We start from the raw sequence: 15,635 nt of genomic DNA on the forward strand, positions 1-15,635 counted from the left end.
TTCTTTGATTTTTTTGCTGAAGATTTTTATACACTTTCAATTTCTGAAGATTATTTATTTATCTTGATTTGACTTATAATTATACTGAACCTATGGGACGAATACGGTGCCCCGACCGCCTTTGCAGAAAGTATGAAGATAAAAATATTCCATACTCTTTTGTCCCTTATATTCAATACTTTTTTTAATCTCCATTTTCCATACTTTTATAAATGCCCATATACCTATACTACTTTAAATACCCTATATTCCATACTTCTTTAAATCAACTTTTCCATTTACTACTTCAACCCCATCGGCTTCAAGTAATTTTGCCTGAGCTCCTTTTCCACCAAAAGCAAACTCTCCTGCCAATTCTCCTTTAGAATTAACTACACGAAAACATGGAATATTATCCGGGTCCGGATTTTTATGAAGTGCATTTCCAACTGCTCTTGCCATTTTAGGTTCGCCTGCCATTTCTGCAATTCTTCCGTAAGTTGCCACATGACCTTTTGGGATTTTCTTAACCGCCTCATAAATTCTTTTTGTCGGGCTGTCTGTGATAATATCATAACTTTCAGATATCATTCTCTTTATTTCTTTTTCGGGAACAGTTCCATCAAGAATTATTGTACTCCAATGTTCTTTATTTTGATGATATCCGGGAATTACAGATTTATAGGTTTCTCTCCAAAAATCTCTCCATTCAGGGTTAACTTTTATATTTAAGTTGATAAATCCATCTCTTTCATATATCCATAAAAATGCCTTCTTGCTTTTCTTTACTCTTACAAGCTGCCAATTAGTATCTCTAAATGGTGTTTCTACATATGTATCTTTAAATGTCAAACCAAATTCTACTGCTTCCTGTCTTGTTCTCAATATCTTTTTCCTCTTTATGATTAATCTTAAACTCTTTTTTTCTTGTAGCTTCATTTTTATTTGCTATTTAACACTATAAAATTTTATATTATTCCACACTTTCAAAATTATTTCGTAAGAAAATGTTCTCTGTTAGGATACTTTTCTCTGTACGCTACCAATGCGGCTTTTTGCAAAATAGAAAATTCTTTATCTAAATTAAATGCATGTGGAGTGGAAAATGCAATCGCACTTATTTGTTCAGCGATTTTTTTTGCTATTCCTTCATCTGATAACTGTCCCATTCCAAAAACTGCTGACGTAAATCCTCTTCCATTTTTACTTACTTCTATAAATTTAAAAAATACATTTTTAAGTTCCAAAAACAAAATTTCACGCTTTTCATCCTGTATTTCATCTGAATTCAATAAACATAAGCCATTAATTATTTCATACAACTGCTTTCTTTTGCTTCCACTAATATCTACAGAATTACCCTCAGATAAATATTTCATTTCCATGAGGTATCCAACAAATTTATCTTTTTTAGGTTTCCTTTTTCCATATCTTGCAATCCATAATTTTTCTCTAAATGAATCAAGTTCACTATTATCTTTATTATCATTTAATATTCTAAGTCTGTTGTCTGCATTTGTTTCATTATAAAATTCTTCTATCCATGTATTCTGCATATTTCCGTTTTTCTCCATATTTATTATCTACTTATAAAATCATCTACATTATTAATATCAACTTTTTTATATTGGGATACATAATATTTCCCACTATCCAAGTTGTGTTTTTTCAAATCATTTCCTTTAAAAATATCCACAACTAATTTTGCTATTTCCATAGACTGGTCTTCCTTATCGTTGTACACAGTCCCCTGCATTTGACCTTCTTTTACTGCAATTAATGCATCATTAAGTCCATCTATTCCACATATAATAGGCCATTCATCCTCGCCATAACCTGATTTTTTATAAGCTTCCACTGCACCAATCGCCATCTCATCATTATTTGAAATAATCATTTCTATATTGTTGCCATACTGATCTATTAGCTGTGTCGTTCTATTTTCTGCCTGTCCTCTGTTCCAATCAGCAAATTGGTAACTAAGTTTTTCTAAATTAATTCCATTATTAATAATTGTTTTTACTGAACAGTCTGTTCTGCTTATTGCATCCTGATGCCCGGCCTCACCCTCTAGCAAAACATATTGTATTTTTCCATCATTATTTTTATCTACATTTTTATTCGCTTTTATATAATCTGCTGCAATCTGTCCCTGCATTACTCCTGACTGTTCTGCATCACACCCAACATAATATAATTTGTTCCATTGCATCAAATCCTCTTTTACCGGTTCTCTGTTAAAGAAAATAATTGGAATATTATTCTGTCTTGCCAGTTTAATAATTTTACCCGGAGCTGTTCTGTCAACTAAATTAACACACATTATATCGCAACCTGCATCAATCATTTCCTCAACAACTTCATCCTGATCACGCTGACTATCATCTCCATTTTTTTCAGACACTATTATTCTAAAATTATCATTTTCCATTGACTTTAGATTATCTTTAAGTTCCTGTGTCATTGCATTTATGAATGGATCATCCTGCGTGTATGTTACAACACCTACCCTAAGTGTTTCATTAAAATTTTTTTCTTTTTTCTGACATCCTGTAAAATTGTAAATCAATACAAATGCCATTATTAAACTAACAATTCTTTTATTCATAAGAATACAAAAACCTTTCTATTTCATTAGAAAATAAATCATTTTGATAAAGTTCTTTTGAATCAACATCATAGCCTTTCATGGTGTAAAATGAATTATTAATTTTCTTACTTATTTCTTTTACACTATTGTATCCAATCTCATATCCATCAGGAATAATAAGACATTTTACATTGCCATGCTGAAGCAAATTTAATGATTTCGTACTATTTCCAATACCATATATCTGCGCTCCGTTATATATTCCATTATCGCTTTTTTCGCCTAAGTCATCTAAAGAATAATTATCCATAATAACTAAATAATCTACTTTATCCTTGCCATTTACAACATCACAAATATCCTGCTCCGTTTTACCATTATATGTCCAACCTATATCTATGTTAGTCCCTTCTATGGCATCACAAAATCCTTTATATTTGTCAATGGTTTCTTCTTTCGCATACTGGGCAAAAACAATGCCTGCTTTCTTATTTTCTTTTTCGCCTGAATCTGCTATCAGTCTTTTTCCTATCTCATATCCGATATTGTAGTGATTAGGTTTTATTACCGGATAGCCTGATTCACCACCATTCCCACTCACAAAAACATCTTCTGTAATTAACATGAATGGTATTTTGCCGCATACATTTTTTAATTGTGTTCTCGTATCGCTTCCTGGTGCAGGGCAAATAATAAACCCATCTATATTATTTTGCTTCTGCTCATTTATTAATTCGATTTCATCTTCTACTTCCTCAATATCATCTGTGTTACATATTATTAAATGTATTTCATTTGCCTTAGCTGAATCTTTTAGTCCTTTAATAAGTGCCTCCCAATTTTTATCTCCTGAATTTGGTATAATTACTGCCACTTTTTTTTCAGGAGTATTCTGGTCAAATATTTTAGTAATAAAAAATATTGCCATAACACAAAGTAATATTTCTGCAATAAGAAAGGCTATTTTATTTTTTTTCATTTTCAACCTTCCTTTCTACATTTTGTTTTTCTAAATTTGTGAGATTACTTTCATTATATGGAATTGCAGGTATATGAATTGTAACCTTTGTTCCTTCGTCAGCTTCACTTTCTACACTTAATCCATATTCATTGCCAAACATTAGCTTAATTCTTGAATGAACGTTTATGACACCAACTCCTGAACCATGTTTAGGTGTTTTATTATTATCCTTAAGAATATTTTCAACCTCTTCTTCTCTCATTCCCATTCCATTGTCTTCAACGGTTATAAAGATTTCATTATCTATCTTTTTACCTCTGACAATTATTTCACCGTCATCATCTATATCCATATTTCCTACACCATAATATATAGCATTCTCTAACAATGGCTGAATAACAAGTTTCACAATACAATAGTCATTAATTTCATCATCTATTTCAAATCTGATTTTGAATCGTTCTTTATATCTTGCCATCTGTATATTCATATAGCTTCTGCTGTGTTGTATTTCATCAGATATCTTTATGATTGTTCTTCCTTTAGACAAACTTATACGCAATAACTTAGCAAGTTCTGATATCATAAACACAGCTTCTTTATTTTTATTTGCCTCAACCATCCATGTAATTGATTCGAGCGTATTGTATAAGAAATGCGGATTAATCTGACTTTGCAATGCATCCATTTCGCTTTTTCTTAGTTCAGTCTGCTGCCTGATTATTTCCTGCATTAACTCTTCTATCTGTTCATATGATTTTCGCACTGAATATCCTAAATGTCTTATTTCCGATGAACCACCTATATAAATATCATTTTTTCCACCTGCTTCATACGCCTTAACAGATTCATTCAGGTTAAGTATTGGTCTTGATATTTTTCTTGATATAATTCTGTTTACCTCAAGAAGCATCATCACTAAAATAATTACAGTCGTAATTATATAATACCTGAATTGCTTTATACTCACTGTCTGTACCTTGTCCGGAATTACACCTACTACCTTCCATCCTGTGTATGAAATACTGCTTATTATATAATTATTTTTATGTCCATTAAACTCTAATTCATGTATTCCTTCTTCACATTTTGCCATTTTATTATTATTTTCCTTAAAAATACCCCTGTCTATCTCAGTTATTCTAGGATGATAGATAATTTGTCCATCTGAATCGCATAAATAATAATAAATTCCATTTGAATCTTTATTGATTCTATCTAAAGTTTCTTCAATGATTGAATATTTCATATCCACCAGTAGTACTCCACTTACCGGCTTTTCCCCATCATTTACATCCACCGAACGGCTCAGCGACACAACCCGATAATATTTATAAGCACCATCTTCAAACAGATTCTGTATATGAGGAATAGAAAAATGAATATTTTCAATTTCACTTTTAGCCATACTAAACCAACTCTGACTTTTAACATCAACATTATCTTTTTCAGATGCTATAGGCTCTGATGCTATCAGATTTCCGGAATTGTCATATAGTGCCATACTTTGAATCTTATCTGAATTAATTTCATACAATAAACTAAACTGTCTGTTAAACTCCTGACTCGAAACATCATATTGCTGAACTATATTGTAATTTGCAGCATTTGAAATCTGTCTTATATTTAATAAGTCAGAGTCCATTTTATCTACTATACTGTCTATAATTCCCTGTGTACTTGATATTAAAGTTTCTTTATTTGAAATTTTAAATCTATTATAAATAAGCATTCCCATAACAATAGTTGTCACTATTGTTAACGTTGTAAAGACCGCCATGATAATAGATTGAATGTCTAATCTAATAAATTCGCCACGGTGAAACCAGCTTCGAAATCTTTTTATTTTTACATTTTTGCTTTCTTTTTTTTTAACTTTATTCAATCTTCCCATATTCCCTGTATATATTATGATGTTTGGGGCAAAAGCCCCGATTTTGATGACTACGGATTGTTTCATGCTACACGTTGTTTTATATTATTTATTTAATCTCTCATTTCTGTACTTTGATGGAGATACTCCGAATTTCTTCTTAAACACATAGCTAAAATAATTTGCATCTAAATATCCTACCTGCTCAGCTATTTTATAGCTTTTTTCATTTGTATCAAGTATCAATCCGGCTGCGATATCCATTCTGTAATCTGTAAGATATGTAACAAATGATTTACCTACTTCTTTCTTAAATACAGATGAAAAGTAAGAATTTGATACTCCCATTATAGAGCATACTTTATCTAGTGATAAATCAGGTTCCATATACCTGTCTGTTACTATATTTTGTGCATCATTAACCAAACTTCTGGATTTACTGTTTCGAACACTTTTTAATTTTTCACTTACTCCTAATGAACATTTAATAAGCCAGTTTTTCAAAGTGCTTTCGTCCATCTGAGGCACCCTTTCGTAAGGATTATTTATATCTCCTAAAAAGTCATTAAAATCTATAAAATTATTGGCACAAAATCTATAAAATGCCCCTACCATTTCCATAATCACTAAATTATACTGACTTACAGTATTTGCATTTTTATGTAATTTTTCAATTTCTTTACTAACCGCATCTTCTATTGATTTGTCGTCTCCTAAATATATCGCTTTAAACAAATCATGCATTTTAGAATCTTCTGACTGCAAAGTCATATTCTGCTCATTAGGTGCAATTTCTTCAATATTAATTGCCCTGTTTGTTCCATATAAAACTCTGTATGATACTGCTTCTCTTGCTCCTTCATAAGAATTGTTTATGTTTAATATGTTATCACATACTCTTCCTATACCTGCTGTAACAACAGCACCAATAACTCTATTAACCCATTTGCAGAATTTATCACAAATATCCGTAAACTCTACCATTTTTTCTTTAGAGCTTAATTCAACAATTAGTACTGTATTCCCCAAATAAATAAATTCTTTGCAATTAAATTTTTTCGCAATTCTTTCCTTTATTTCTCTTTCTACAGACATTGATAATAGCAAGGGTTCCATATTTTCAGGAACATGATGTGTAGATGTATGGAAAACCACACAACAATAGAACGGGCCCTTTAAATCTATTTTATAGGAATCGACAAATTTTACATATTCTTCTTCATCAACTCTTCCTTCAATCAACGAAACAAACAAATTTGTCTGAAGAATTGGGAGTACATCATTAAAATAATTTTCAAGTTTTTGAACATTTAATTTTTCTTCTCTTTCCAAATCTAGTGAGTTTTTTACTCTCTTTAAACATTCAGTTAATTCGTCAGAATTTATCGGTTTTAACATATATTCTTCAATTTCAAGATGAACTGCCTCTTTTGCATATTCAAATTCGTCAAATCCGGTAAATATAATTATGTGAATATTTCTATAATCATCATTAAGCCTTTTGGACAACTCAAGTCCATCCATATATGGCATTTTAATATCTGTAATAACAACATCCGGTTGAGTTTTTTCGACAAGTTCTAATGCCTTTACTCCATTTGTTGCACTTCCGACAACTTCAAAGCCTAACTCATTCCACGCTATTTTTTGTTCAATAACATCAATAACTTCTGCCTCATCGTCAACCAGGATAACTTTATATTTATCCATAATACTTTCCTTATCTCACTCTAAATTTAATGCAATATTTTTCTCAGGCAATCTTCATACATTTAATAGAAAATCTACCTCTTTTAATTTTATTTTTTCCGTTTATCTTTTGTCAATTTATTATAACAAATAATCTATTCTAATAAAATATTTTATATAAAAGTCAACATTTTTGTTACGACAAAAGCCGTTCCCATTATCCTATAGATAATCAGAACGACTTTTTGAACGTATGATTAAAATATTTATTAACATGTCAGGATTGTGAGAGTTTGTATTATAAGAAACAATCCGTATGACATATTTTTCATTATTTTATTTCTTCTGTACATACTTGAGACAGTCAAGAGTAACTGCTGCAAGAATGATGATACCTTCGAAAATGAACTGAAGGTTTGTATCAATACCAAGGATTGTAAGTGAGTATGTAAGAGATGTAAATATAAGAACACCTGTTACAACACCTGAAATCTTACCAATACCACCTGTAAATGAAACACCACCTACTACGCAGGCTGCGATAGCATCCATGTCCCATCCTTGTCCATAAGCTGCACTACCTGAACCAACCATTCTGTTACATTCAAGCCATGAACCAAATCCATAAAGGATACCTGCAAGAATGAAAGCTCCCATTGTTACTTTGAATACTGAAATACCTGAAACTGCTGCTGCTTCCGGGTTTCCACCTACTGCGAATAAATTCTTTCCAAAAGTTGTCTTATTCCAAATGAACCAAACAACTGCTATTGCAACTATTGCCCATAAAATAATTGTTGGGAATCCTCCAATCTGAGGAATAAATATATTTGGAATTGCTGCATCGATTGCACCAAATGAAACACCCTTTGTTGCGTAAGTTACAAGACCAAATATAATAAGCATGTTGGCCATAGTTGATATGAACGGATGCATTTTGAACTTAGCCATAAAGAATCCGGCTATCATTGCAAAACATGTTGTAAGGATTATACAAACAACTAAAGCTAAAATTGCTCTTGCGCTCGGAGCCATATTTGAAAAATCAAATATATGTCCAAATACGCCACCTGTGTTTATGCCGTTATGCATTATGATTGTTGATGCAACCATACCCATACCAACCATACGACCAACCGAGAGGTCAGTTCCTGTCAAAAGGATTAAGCCTGCAACACCGAGGGCAAGGAACATTCTAGGTGATGCCTGCTGTAAAATGTTAAGTATATTTGTGTATGTAAGGAGTTGAGTATTTTTAACAACCGGAGTAATTGCGCATAACCCAATAAATATCAAAATGATAACAATATACAAACCATTTTTATATAGGAACTGTGACAAGTTGAAAGTATATTTATAATTTTCAATTCGCTGCTCTGTTTTCTGAGCAAATGTATATTTTGATGTACGCAATAAATCAATTAAATGATACTTATGCATAAATGCATCATGTTTTCTATCTTTAATTTCCTGACACTTTGACTCGTGAGTCATTTTTGAATCATACAATTTATTTTTATATACATATTTTTCATCTTTAATTTCATCTGAATCAGACAATTTGCTTAAAGCATTTTCATGTTCTGTCTTCAATTCAGCGCAAGTCTTTTCATACTTGTTTTTTTCATCAATTTTTTCGCTTTCACAACTAGCTACTACTCTATTGTAATATTGGCTGTTGTAATTCTTTGAAAGATAATCTTCAGCCTGGGCAATAAGTTTTGATACCTTATCTTTATTTGAATTTTCAACTGCTTTTGCCTGTTCTAAAGCCTTCTTATCACTTTCAATAATTTTTGCTTTTTCTTCTTTAGTTAAATTTTTATTTTCTTTTACGATAGCAATATGATTCTTTAAACTTCTGACTTTATCAGAACCATCTGCGCGTAATTCGTCAATCTGACTTTGTATTTTACCTACATATTCATCTATCGGCTTAAGAAGTTTTTCTTCTTCCTCAGCTGAAAGAATAACGCCTTTTTCTGCCATATCAAATACTCCTCTCTTCTACAAATATTTAGCACTAAGTCTTAATAATTCTTCCTGATTTGTTTCTTTTGTATTAACTATTCCTGCAAGATGTCCGTTAGACATAACACCAATACGATTTGTAATTCCTAAAATCTCAGGCATTTCAGATGAAACAACTATTATTGTTTTTCCCTGCTTTGCCATGTTAATTATCAGTTCATAAATTTCGTATTTTGCACCAACATCAATACCTCTTGTAGGGTCATCCATCATAAATACATTTGGTGAACGTTCAAGCCATTTACCAAATATGGCTTTCTGCTGATTTCCTCCTGAAAGATTTGAAATCATATCATCAGGTCCCATACATTTAGTATGCATTACCTTTATTTCTTCTGCAGTTGCACGAACCATATCATCCTTTGACAATGCAATGCCTCTCTTGTAATGGTTCATATTTGCAATCGTTGTATTAAATGTAATGTCACCCTTAAGGAAAAGACCATTCGCTTTTCTTTCTTCTGTTATCAAAGCAAATCCATGATCCATGGCATCTTTAGGCGATGAAAAATTCATTATCTTTCCATCATAAATTACATTACCGGCTGCTCTTGTTCTCATACCAAATATAGTTTCAAGGAGTTCTGTTCGACCGGCTCCTACTAATCCATAAAATCCAAATATTTCACCTTTTCTTATGTCAAATGAAATATTTTGAAGTTTCGGTGCATACTTAGTAGACAAGTTTTCAACTGAGAAAATTACTTCTCCCGGTTCATTATCTACAGGTGGGAATCTGTTATCAAGAGAACGACCAACCATTGCTGATATAAGTTCATTCATGTTTGTATCTTTACTGTCCTTTGTCATTACCAGACTTCCATCTCGTAAAACTGAAATTTGATCACATATTTCAAATATTTCATCCATCTTATGTGAAATATATATTAATGAAATTCCCTGACTCTTTAACTGTCTCATCATTTTAAACAGCTTTTCTACTTCAGGTGCTGTTAATGATGATGTTGGTTCGTCAAGTACTATTACTTTTGAGTTATATGATATAGCCTTTGCAATTTCACACATCTGTCTCTGTGATACAGACATTTTCTTCATTGGCTGTGTCATATTAACTGTAATTCCTAATTTTCTAAATAAATCGGAAGCTTCTTTTTTCATTCTACCTTCGTCAACCACGCCTAATGAGTTCTTAGGATATCTGCCTAAAAACAGGTTGTCAACAACGCTTCTTTCGAGACACTGATTAAGTTCCTGATGAACCATAGCAACCCCATTTTCAAGTGCGTCTTTAGGTCCGGAAAAATTAACTTCCCTGCCATCTAATATTATAGTTCCTTCGTCCTTTTGGTAAGTTCCGAAGAGACACTTCATCATTGTCGATTTGCCTGCTCCATTTTCACCCATAAGGCCCATTATTGATCCCGGTTTAACATTTAAATTAATATGTTTCAGAACCTTATTTCGGCCGAATGATTTACTCATGCCATTAATCGACAAGATGTATTCATTCTTATCTTCCACCATATCTACACTTCCTCTTTCTTTTTTAAAGAAGGGAGGCTTTATCTGCCACCCTTCTTATTAAATTATCCAAACTTACAATTCTATTTTGAAAGAATTGATGTATATGAAGCTGCATTATCTGTTTTAACCATGTTAATTGCAAATGCGTCATATTCGCTTGGGTTACCTAAACGGTTAGTAATATTTGATTCTGTCTGTCCGTCACCACCGATGTAATCTACTTTAAGGTTAAGAAGATCATCGTATTTTTCAAGTAATGGCTGATATGTTGAACTAAGGAAGTTATCTGATGCATTGTAAATGTTAAGCCATACTTTCTTTTCTGCGCTCTTGCCTGAATCAAGCTGATTTGAAACTTTGTCATAAATCTTTGTTGAATCTGTAAAGTCTTTATAGTTATCTGCTGTTACAGCAACGTTTAATGCGTAATATGATCTTTCTTCTTCACTGTATCTGTAATCTTCATCCTTTGTGAGACAGTTACCTGCATCATCAGGTGTTCCTATACCTGTATCAATATCTACACCATCAAGTGCGTTACGAAGAACTCTAAGTGTAAGATATGCCTGAACGTCTGCATGCTGTGAAATTGTTCCGCCGTATCCTTCTGCTATAGCTGCTACTGCATCACTATTTGCATCGTATCCAAATGTTGGAACCTTGTTATCTTTAGCCCATGCATTAAACATTGACATTCCCATACCATCGTTATTTGAAACAACTACATCAATCTGCTTTCCGAATGAAGCTGTCCATGTTCCAATTGCATTTCCTGCTGTTGCTGCATCCCATGTTGCTCCTGCTGAGTTCTTCATTTCCTGTGATGCTAATTCTCTGATTGTGTATGTCTTTCCGTTAACCTCTAAAGTTGCATCCTTTACAGCCTTTGATGTTCCATCAACATTTGTTCCTGCTGGTGATGAATCAACGCTTCCCTCTTTTTCAACTGCTGTTCCAAGTGCTGAACGAACACCACATGTACGAGCGATTGAATCGTTATGTCCGATATCTCCGATTGCAAGAACATAACCGATTACTCCATCTCCGTTTCTATCAATTTTATCGATGTTCTTCTTAATGTAATCAAGTACCATCTGTCCCTGAAGTTCTGCACCCTGGTTAGCATCAAATCCTACATAATATGTGTCTTTGTTGAAATTAAGTGCTGTTGTATCAAGTTCACCTGTTGAACTGTTTGATGGCTGACGGTTAAACCAACATAATGGTTTATCCTTATTTGCCACTGAACTAGCTGAACCTGAGCCACCTGAACTTCCGCCAGATGTTCCACAACCTACCATTGATACTCCGAGCACTGCGGCTACTAAAACTGTTAATAATTTTGACTTTCTCATTAAACATTCCTCCTATTTGTTAATATTGTCGTTTTTTTTCCTGTCTCAATGACTAAATTTATTATAAATTTTATAGTCCCTAAAAAAAATAGAATATTTTTAGATAAAATATCAAAATTTTACTGTTTTTTAATGATTTTTATAGATATTTTTACTAAAATCGTTTTTATTGTTGATGTGGATTTTATGTTACTTAGCTTTCGACCAAAACATCTTTATATAATAAAAATAGCATATCAGAAACACATCTCATTTGTTTATATCTCTGATACACTACTTATATTTCGTTATTAAATTAATTTTCCTAATTTCCTTAGTTTGTCTACAACATTAATATAATTTTCATATGCTAAATTATAAATCCACTCCTTATCTTCTTTTCTGTACGGATCCTTTAAGAATCTTTTTATGAATTTAGCAATCTGGCTTCGCATCCAACCCCCTTAACAACTCATCCAAATCATCATCTGTATCGTCTGGTTTTCGACTAATTCTATCATTAATATCTTCCACTGAAAGCTGATAACAATTATAAATCTATAAATTTTCTCACTTCTTCCTTAGGCATCAATGGCATGCTGCAAAGTAATTAGCTTCTTGTTTTTTTCATCCTTGCTCTTACCATTTATAGTTGCATTATCATCAATAAATGTACTTTGGCTTGAAAAATGAAGTACAACATGGCCAATTTCATGTGCTAATGTAAAATTTTCTCTAGATAATCTAACACTTGAATTAGTATAAATTACTGTATCATTATCTCTTTTTAATGCAAATCCAAGATTTTCATCATCCATTGGATATCTTAATAATTTATACCCCATTCTTTTACATTCTTTAAGCAAATCTATTATCCCATATCTACTAACCACGCATTTGTCCCTTAATTCATATGCTGCATTCCTTATTTCACGCTTTCTATTCTCCTGCACAAATAATACCCCCTGTTAATTTTTATTTTGAATTTTGTCATATAAGTGTTTATTGGCATAAAATAAATCCAGCATATCAAACACCTTTTCAGACGCACTCTTTTCAATACTTGTTCTATATTCTATTACCGGTGCTTCATCTAATACCTTAGTTATATCCCCAACTGTAACACTCAAAATTTTCGCAATCTTTGAAAGGATATCTAATGTAATGCTGTTCGTGCCATTTTCAATTCAAGCATACTTTTGTCTACTAATACCCAGTTGTTCAGCAACCTGTTCCTGTGTATATCCTTTTGCACTTCTCAACTTTCTAATTCGGGTTCCCAACAATTCATTCATGACTATTCCTCCCTCACTTATACTAACATTGTAACATCTTTAAGGTCTTTTTCACATTTTTTGATATTTGCATTCGCTACCATATTTTCAATAAATTTACACAAAAAAGAAACGGTCTACAATCCTCTAAGCGTTAACTTACGGACTTTTCCGTTTCTTTTTTATTTATTCTCAGAATTAGAAAACTTTAATTTTCATTCCTACAGAATTATGCTGTATATTTAGTTTCGATAATATATTTTTCTTTTAATTTTGAGCATCCATTTTGTGGTATTATTCCATCATGTTGCATTCTGCCTGCTACAATTCCTGGATGTATCCCTATTTTTTTAGCAAATTCAACTATCTCATTATCTGATGTATATTTTGAAGGTGAAAATTTCTTATAATCTGCCGGTGCAATCAAATAATCAGTTGCAAATTCATCCGCTTCTTTTTCTAATTTATTATTAATGTCAATCATTTCTTCCATAGTACTACTTATAAATACCGTTTTTATTTTCTGTTGAAGTACATGTTTTATTTCATGAAACAATGAAAACCAAAACTTATCCGCATCCAACCCTCTATTATTCATTGCCAGCACTACTCTCTCATCGTTTATCCATTTTACTGCGCCGTTTACACCTGCATTTTTAAGATGTGGCAATAGTACAAAAGCCACACCACAATCTGCAAAAATTTCTTTCATTCTAGGCAAAAACTCTTCTGGTTTCTGAACTGTCATACTTCTAAGTTCCGGCAAATATCTTTTTAATTTCTGTGCATCATACGGACTGGTATTTATATTTTTTGATATATTTATTGCGGTTTGAATCCACGCTCTGGAATTAATAATATTTTTTTCATTATTGCAGGACGTACTCGTTCTAAAATTAACTAAAAAATCCGGTTGCAACATGATTCTTAAATCTGAAACTCTAAAAAATCTACATAAATTAGCTACTTTGTCATTTACATTTCTAGTAATAGGTAAATCAACTACATCAACAAAATATCTATAATCTATCTCTTTTACAATCTTAGTTTGCTCATCATAATCTTTCGCCTGCTGCATTTCAATAAGCTTTCTATCATAAGTATTTTGTAAATTCTGCCATACTTCTACACTTGTTCCCATCATAACTGATAGTTTCTTTGCTAAATCATTTGATATATTAGCCTGACCGTTAATCAATTTGCTTAATGTTTTAGCTGTTGTTCCCATTCTTTTAGCAAATTCAGCCTGACTAACTTCCATATCCTCGATAATGTCAGCAATATAATAGCCTGGGTGAAATGCCACTATATCTTTGTATTTTTTCACATTACTCATAATGGTTAGACACCTCCGTTACTTTTACAATTTTAATTATTTTACATTGAGATAAGATATCGCCTTCCGTGATTTCCTGTCCTTCATTATCACAAGGAATCATAGTAACCCTATATCTGGTATTGCCTAATCTTATACTCCATTCATCTTTTCTATTACCTTTTAAGTAATTTTTATTTCAACTCATGTCTCCACTCGCCGTCTTCAACCACATAGTGAAATTCACTGATATCATCTTGAAGAAAAACTTTCAGCATGTCGTCCATATCGCTTGCCATTTTTTCTTTCTTCATTTGCTCTAAAGGCATCCATTTTACTTCACCTTCATCTGATGATTTTAAGGTTCCGCTGAATTTATTTGTTTTATAAAATACAACTATGTATCTAGAACCGTCTTCTCTCGGCCAATCTTTTGTCCCACAAATTCTTGGATTTTCTATTTTTAATCCTGTTTCTTCATATACTTCGCGTATAACAGAATCTACAAATGATTCTCCTTTTTCAACGTGACCACCGGGGAATGTCAAGCCTCCCCAATTTTCATCTATCTTATCCTGTACAAGTACATTTCCTTTGTCATCATATACCATGCACATATTTGTTAGCGTTACCTGTTCTGTTGTCATTTTGACGCTCCTATTCCTTATGCTTTGTTACATTTATGTTAAAATACGGTTATCATAACTTCATAATTCTTTATTTCTATAATATCATATAAATACATCTTTCCATAATTTGACCATCTTATCAACAGTGATTCATAAAACATATTGTATCTTTCTATTTTTCCTGTAATATTTTCCTGTTTTTATAAATTTCTTCAAGATTATTTTAGTCCAAAATGTCCGTTTCTTCAAAATTATTTCTCTGCATTATGTCCGTTTCTTCAAGATTTATTTTCTATATTTTGCACGTTTCTTCAAGATTTTTATAATTTTTTAAGCAGCCATTTCCTTTTGTTACACAATTAAAAATACCTCCTATCCGCTTACTGTATTTGCTAATAAATACAAATAAACATATAGAAGGTATTTTCTAAACACTTTATGAACAAATTTAATTCGGCATAATTACTATGCTAGT

At 32.0% G+C, this 15,635-nt stretch carries 15 protein-coding genes; all 15 read right to left on the reverse strand.

The features are described from left to right. Nucleotides 1-243 precede the first annotated feature (243 nt). The 15 genes from N5B56_RS10115 to N5B56_RS10185 all read right to left on the reverse strand — a co-directional run bounded on the left by N5B56_RS10115 (nucleotide 244) and on the right by N5B56_RS10185 (nucleotide 15,148). Nucleotides 244-864 carry a methylated-DNA--[protein]-cysteine S-methyltransferase gene (locus N5B56_RS10115; RefSeq protein ID WP_118565657.1) on the reverse strand — a complete coding sequence of 207 codons (621 nt, stop codon included), beginning with the start codon at nucleotides 862-864 and terminating at the stop codon, nucleotides 244-246. A gap of 107 nt (nucleotides 865-971) precedes the next feature. After that, the gene (locus N5B56_RS10120; protein WP_260978858.1) at nucleotides 972-1,553 is read right to left on the reverse strand and encodes a DUF6553 family protein; all 582 of its coding nucleotides are present in this window, start codon (nucleotides 1,551-1,553) and stop codon (nucleotides 972-974) included. A gap of 5 nt (nucleotides 1,554-1,558) precedes the next feature. After that, entirely contained in the window at nucleotides 1,559-2,587 is a 1,029-nt protein-coding gene (locus tag N5B56_RS10125) for a galactose ABC transporter substrate-binding protein (protein WP_022088102.1), read from the reverse strand. Then, entirely contained in the window at nucleotides 2,580-3,548 is a 969-nt protein-coding gene (locus tag N5B56_RS10130; protein ID WP_118565656.1) for a substrate-binding domain-containing protein, read from the reverse strand. The genes N5B56_RS10125 and N5B56_RS10130 overlap by 8 nt, the downstream gene beginning before the upstream one ends. Further along, entirely contained in the window at nucleotides 3,535-5,424 is a 1,890-nt protein-coding gene (locus N5B56_RS10135) for a cache domain-containing sensor histidine kinase (RefSeq protein ID WP_117910730.1), read from the reverse strand. Before N5B56_RS10135 ends, N5B56_RS10130 begins: the two co-directional genes overlap by 14 nt. A gap of 84 nt (nucleotides 5,425-5,508) precedes the next feature. Further along, a complete protein-coding gene (locus N5B56_RS10140; RefSeq protein ID WP_260978859.1) occupies nucleotides 5,509-7,113 on the reverse strand; it encodes a response regulator in 1,605 nt (534 codons plus the stop codon). 315 nt (nucleotides 7,114-7,428) lie between these two features. Continuing rightward, nucleotides 7,429-9,081, reverse strand: a complete 1,653-nt coding sequence (locus tag N5B56_RS10145; RefSeq protein ID WP_022088106.1) for a galactose/methyl galactoside ABC transporter permease MglC — start codon at nucleotides 9,079-9,081, stop codon at nucleotides 7,429-7,431. Between the two features lie 18 nt (nucleotides 9,082-9,099). Further along, entirely contained in the window at nucleotides 9,100-10,608 is a 1,509-nt protein-coding gene (locus tag N5B56_RS10150; RefSeq protein ID WP_022088107.1) for a sugar ABC transporter ATP-binding protein, read from the reverse strand. 80 nt (nucleotides 10,609-10,688) lie between these two features. Then, entirely contained in the window at nucleotides 10,689-11,963 is a 1,275-nt protein-coding gene (locus tag N5B56_RS10155) for a substrate-binding domain-containing protein (protein ID WP_260978860.1), read from the reverse strand. Between the two features lie 290 nt (nucleotides 11,964-12,253). After that, nucleotides 12,254-12,397 (reverse strand): hypothetical protein, encoded by a 144-nt coding sequence (locus tag N5B56_RS10160; RefSeq protein WP_260978861.1) that lies wholly within the window; start codon nucleotides 12,395-12,397, stop codon nucleotides 12,254-12,256. A 126-nt stretch (nucleotides 12,398-12,523) separates the two neighbouring features. Beyond that, entirely contained in the window at nucleotides 12,524-12,895 is a 372-nt protein-coding gene (locus N5B56_RS10165) for an ImmA/IrrE family metallo-endopeptidase (RefSeq protein WP_260978862.1), read from the reverse strand. Between the two features lie 15 nt (nucleotides 12,896-12,910). Beyond that, a complete protein-coding gene (locus N5B56_RS10170; protein WP_260978863.1) occupies nucleotides 12,911-13,072 on the reverse strand; it encodes a hypothetical protein in 162 nt (53 codons plus the stop codon). A gap of 57 nt (nucleotides 13,073-13,129) precedes the next feature. Further along, nucleotides 13,130-13,237 carry a helix-turn-helix transcriptional regulator gene (locus N5B56_RS10175; RefSeq protein ID WP_260978864.1) on the reverse strand — a complete coding sequence of 36 codons (108 nt, stop codon included), beginning with the start codon at nucleotides 13,235-13,237 and terminating at the stop codon, nucleotides 13,130-13,132. A gap of 208 nt (nucleotides 13,238-13,445) precedes the next feature. Then, nucleotides 13,446-14,552: a HigA family addiction module antitoxin gene (locus tag N5B56_RS10180; protein ID WP_260978865.1), complete on the reverse strand. Its 1,107-nt coding sequence runs from the start codon at nucleotides 14,550-14,552 to the stop codon at nucleotides 13,446-13,448. A gap of 173 nt (nucleotides 14,553-14,725) precedes the next feature. Further along, complete coding sequence (locus N5B56_RS10185; protein ID WP_428979602.1) at nucleotides 14,726-15,148, reverse strand: 8-oxo-dGTP diphosphatase; 423 nt, start codon at nucleotides 15,146-15,148, stop codon at nucleotides 14,726-14,728. Between the last annotated feature and the right edge of the window lie 487 nt (nucleotides 15,149-15,635).

Source organism: Eubacterium album (assembly GCF_025336545.1).
Taxonomy (GTDB): Bacteria; Bacillota; Clostridia; order Lachnospirales; family Lachnospiraceae; genus Eubacterium_U; species Eubacterium_U album.

Bases quoted from the DNA above. Each gene is read 5' to 3' on its own strand.
- N5B56_RS10120 (WP_260978858.1), bottom strand. From the start codon at position 1,553: ATGGAGAAAAACGGAAATATGCAGAATACATGGATAGAAGAATTTTAT.
- N5B56_RS10125 (WP_022088102.1), bottom strand. From the start codon at position 2,587: ATGAATAAAAGAATTGTTAGTTTAATAATGGCATTTGTATTGATTTAC.
- N5B56_RS10130 (WP_118565656.1), bottom strand. From the start codon at position 3,548: ATGAAAAAAAATAAAATAGCCTTTCTTATTGCAGAAATATTACTTTGT.
- N5B56_RS10135 (WP_117910730.1), bottom strand. From the start codon at position 5,424: ATGGGAAGATTGAATAAAGTTAAAAAAAAAGAAAGCAAAAATGTAAAA.
- N5B56_RS10140 (WP_260978859.1), bottom strand. From the start codon at position 7,113: ATGGATAAATATAAAGTTATCCTGGTTGACGATGAGGCAGAAGTTATT.
- N5B56_RS10145 (WP_022088106.1), bottom strand. From the start codon at position 9,081: ATGGCAGAAAAAGGCGTTATTCTTTCAGCTGAGGAAGAAGAAAAACTT.
- N5B56_RS10150 (WP_022088107.1), bottom strand. From the start codon at position 10,608: ATGGTGGAAGATAAGAATGAATACATCTTGTCGATTAATGGCATGAGT.
- N5B56_RS10155 (WP_260978860.1), bottom strand. From the start codon at position 11,963: ATGAGAAAGTCAAAATTATTAACAGTTTTAGTAGCCGCAGTGCTCGGA.
- N5B56_RS10160 (WP_260978861.1), bottom strand. From the start codon at position 12,397: ATGCGAAGCCAGATTGCTAAATTCATAAAAAGATTCTTAAAGGATCCG.
- N5B56_RS10175 (WP_260978864.1), bottom strand. From the start codon at position 13,237: ATGAATGAATTGTTGGGAACCCGAATTAGAAAGTTGAGAAGTGCAAAA.
- N5B56_RS10180 (WP_260978865.1), bottom strand. From the start codon at position 14,552: ATGAGTAATGTGAAAAAATACAAAGATATAGTGGCATTTCACCCAGGC.
- N5B56_RS10185 (WP_428979602.1), bottom strand. From the start codon at position 15,148: ATGTGCATGGTATATGATGACAAAGGAAATGTACTTGTACAGGATAAG.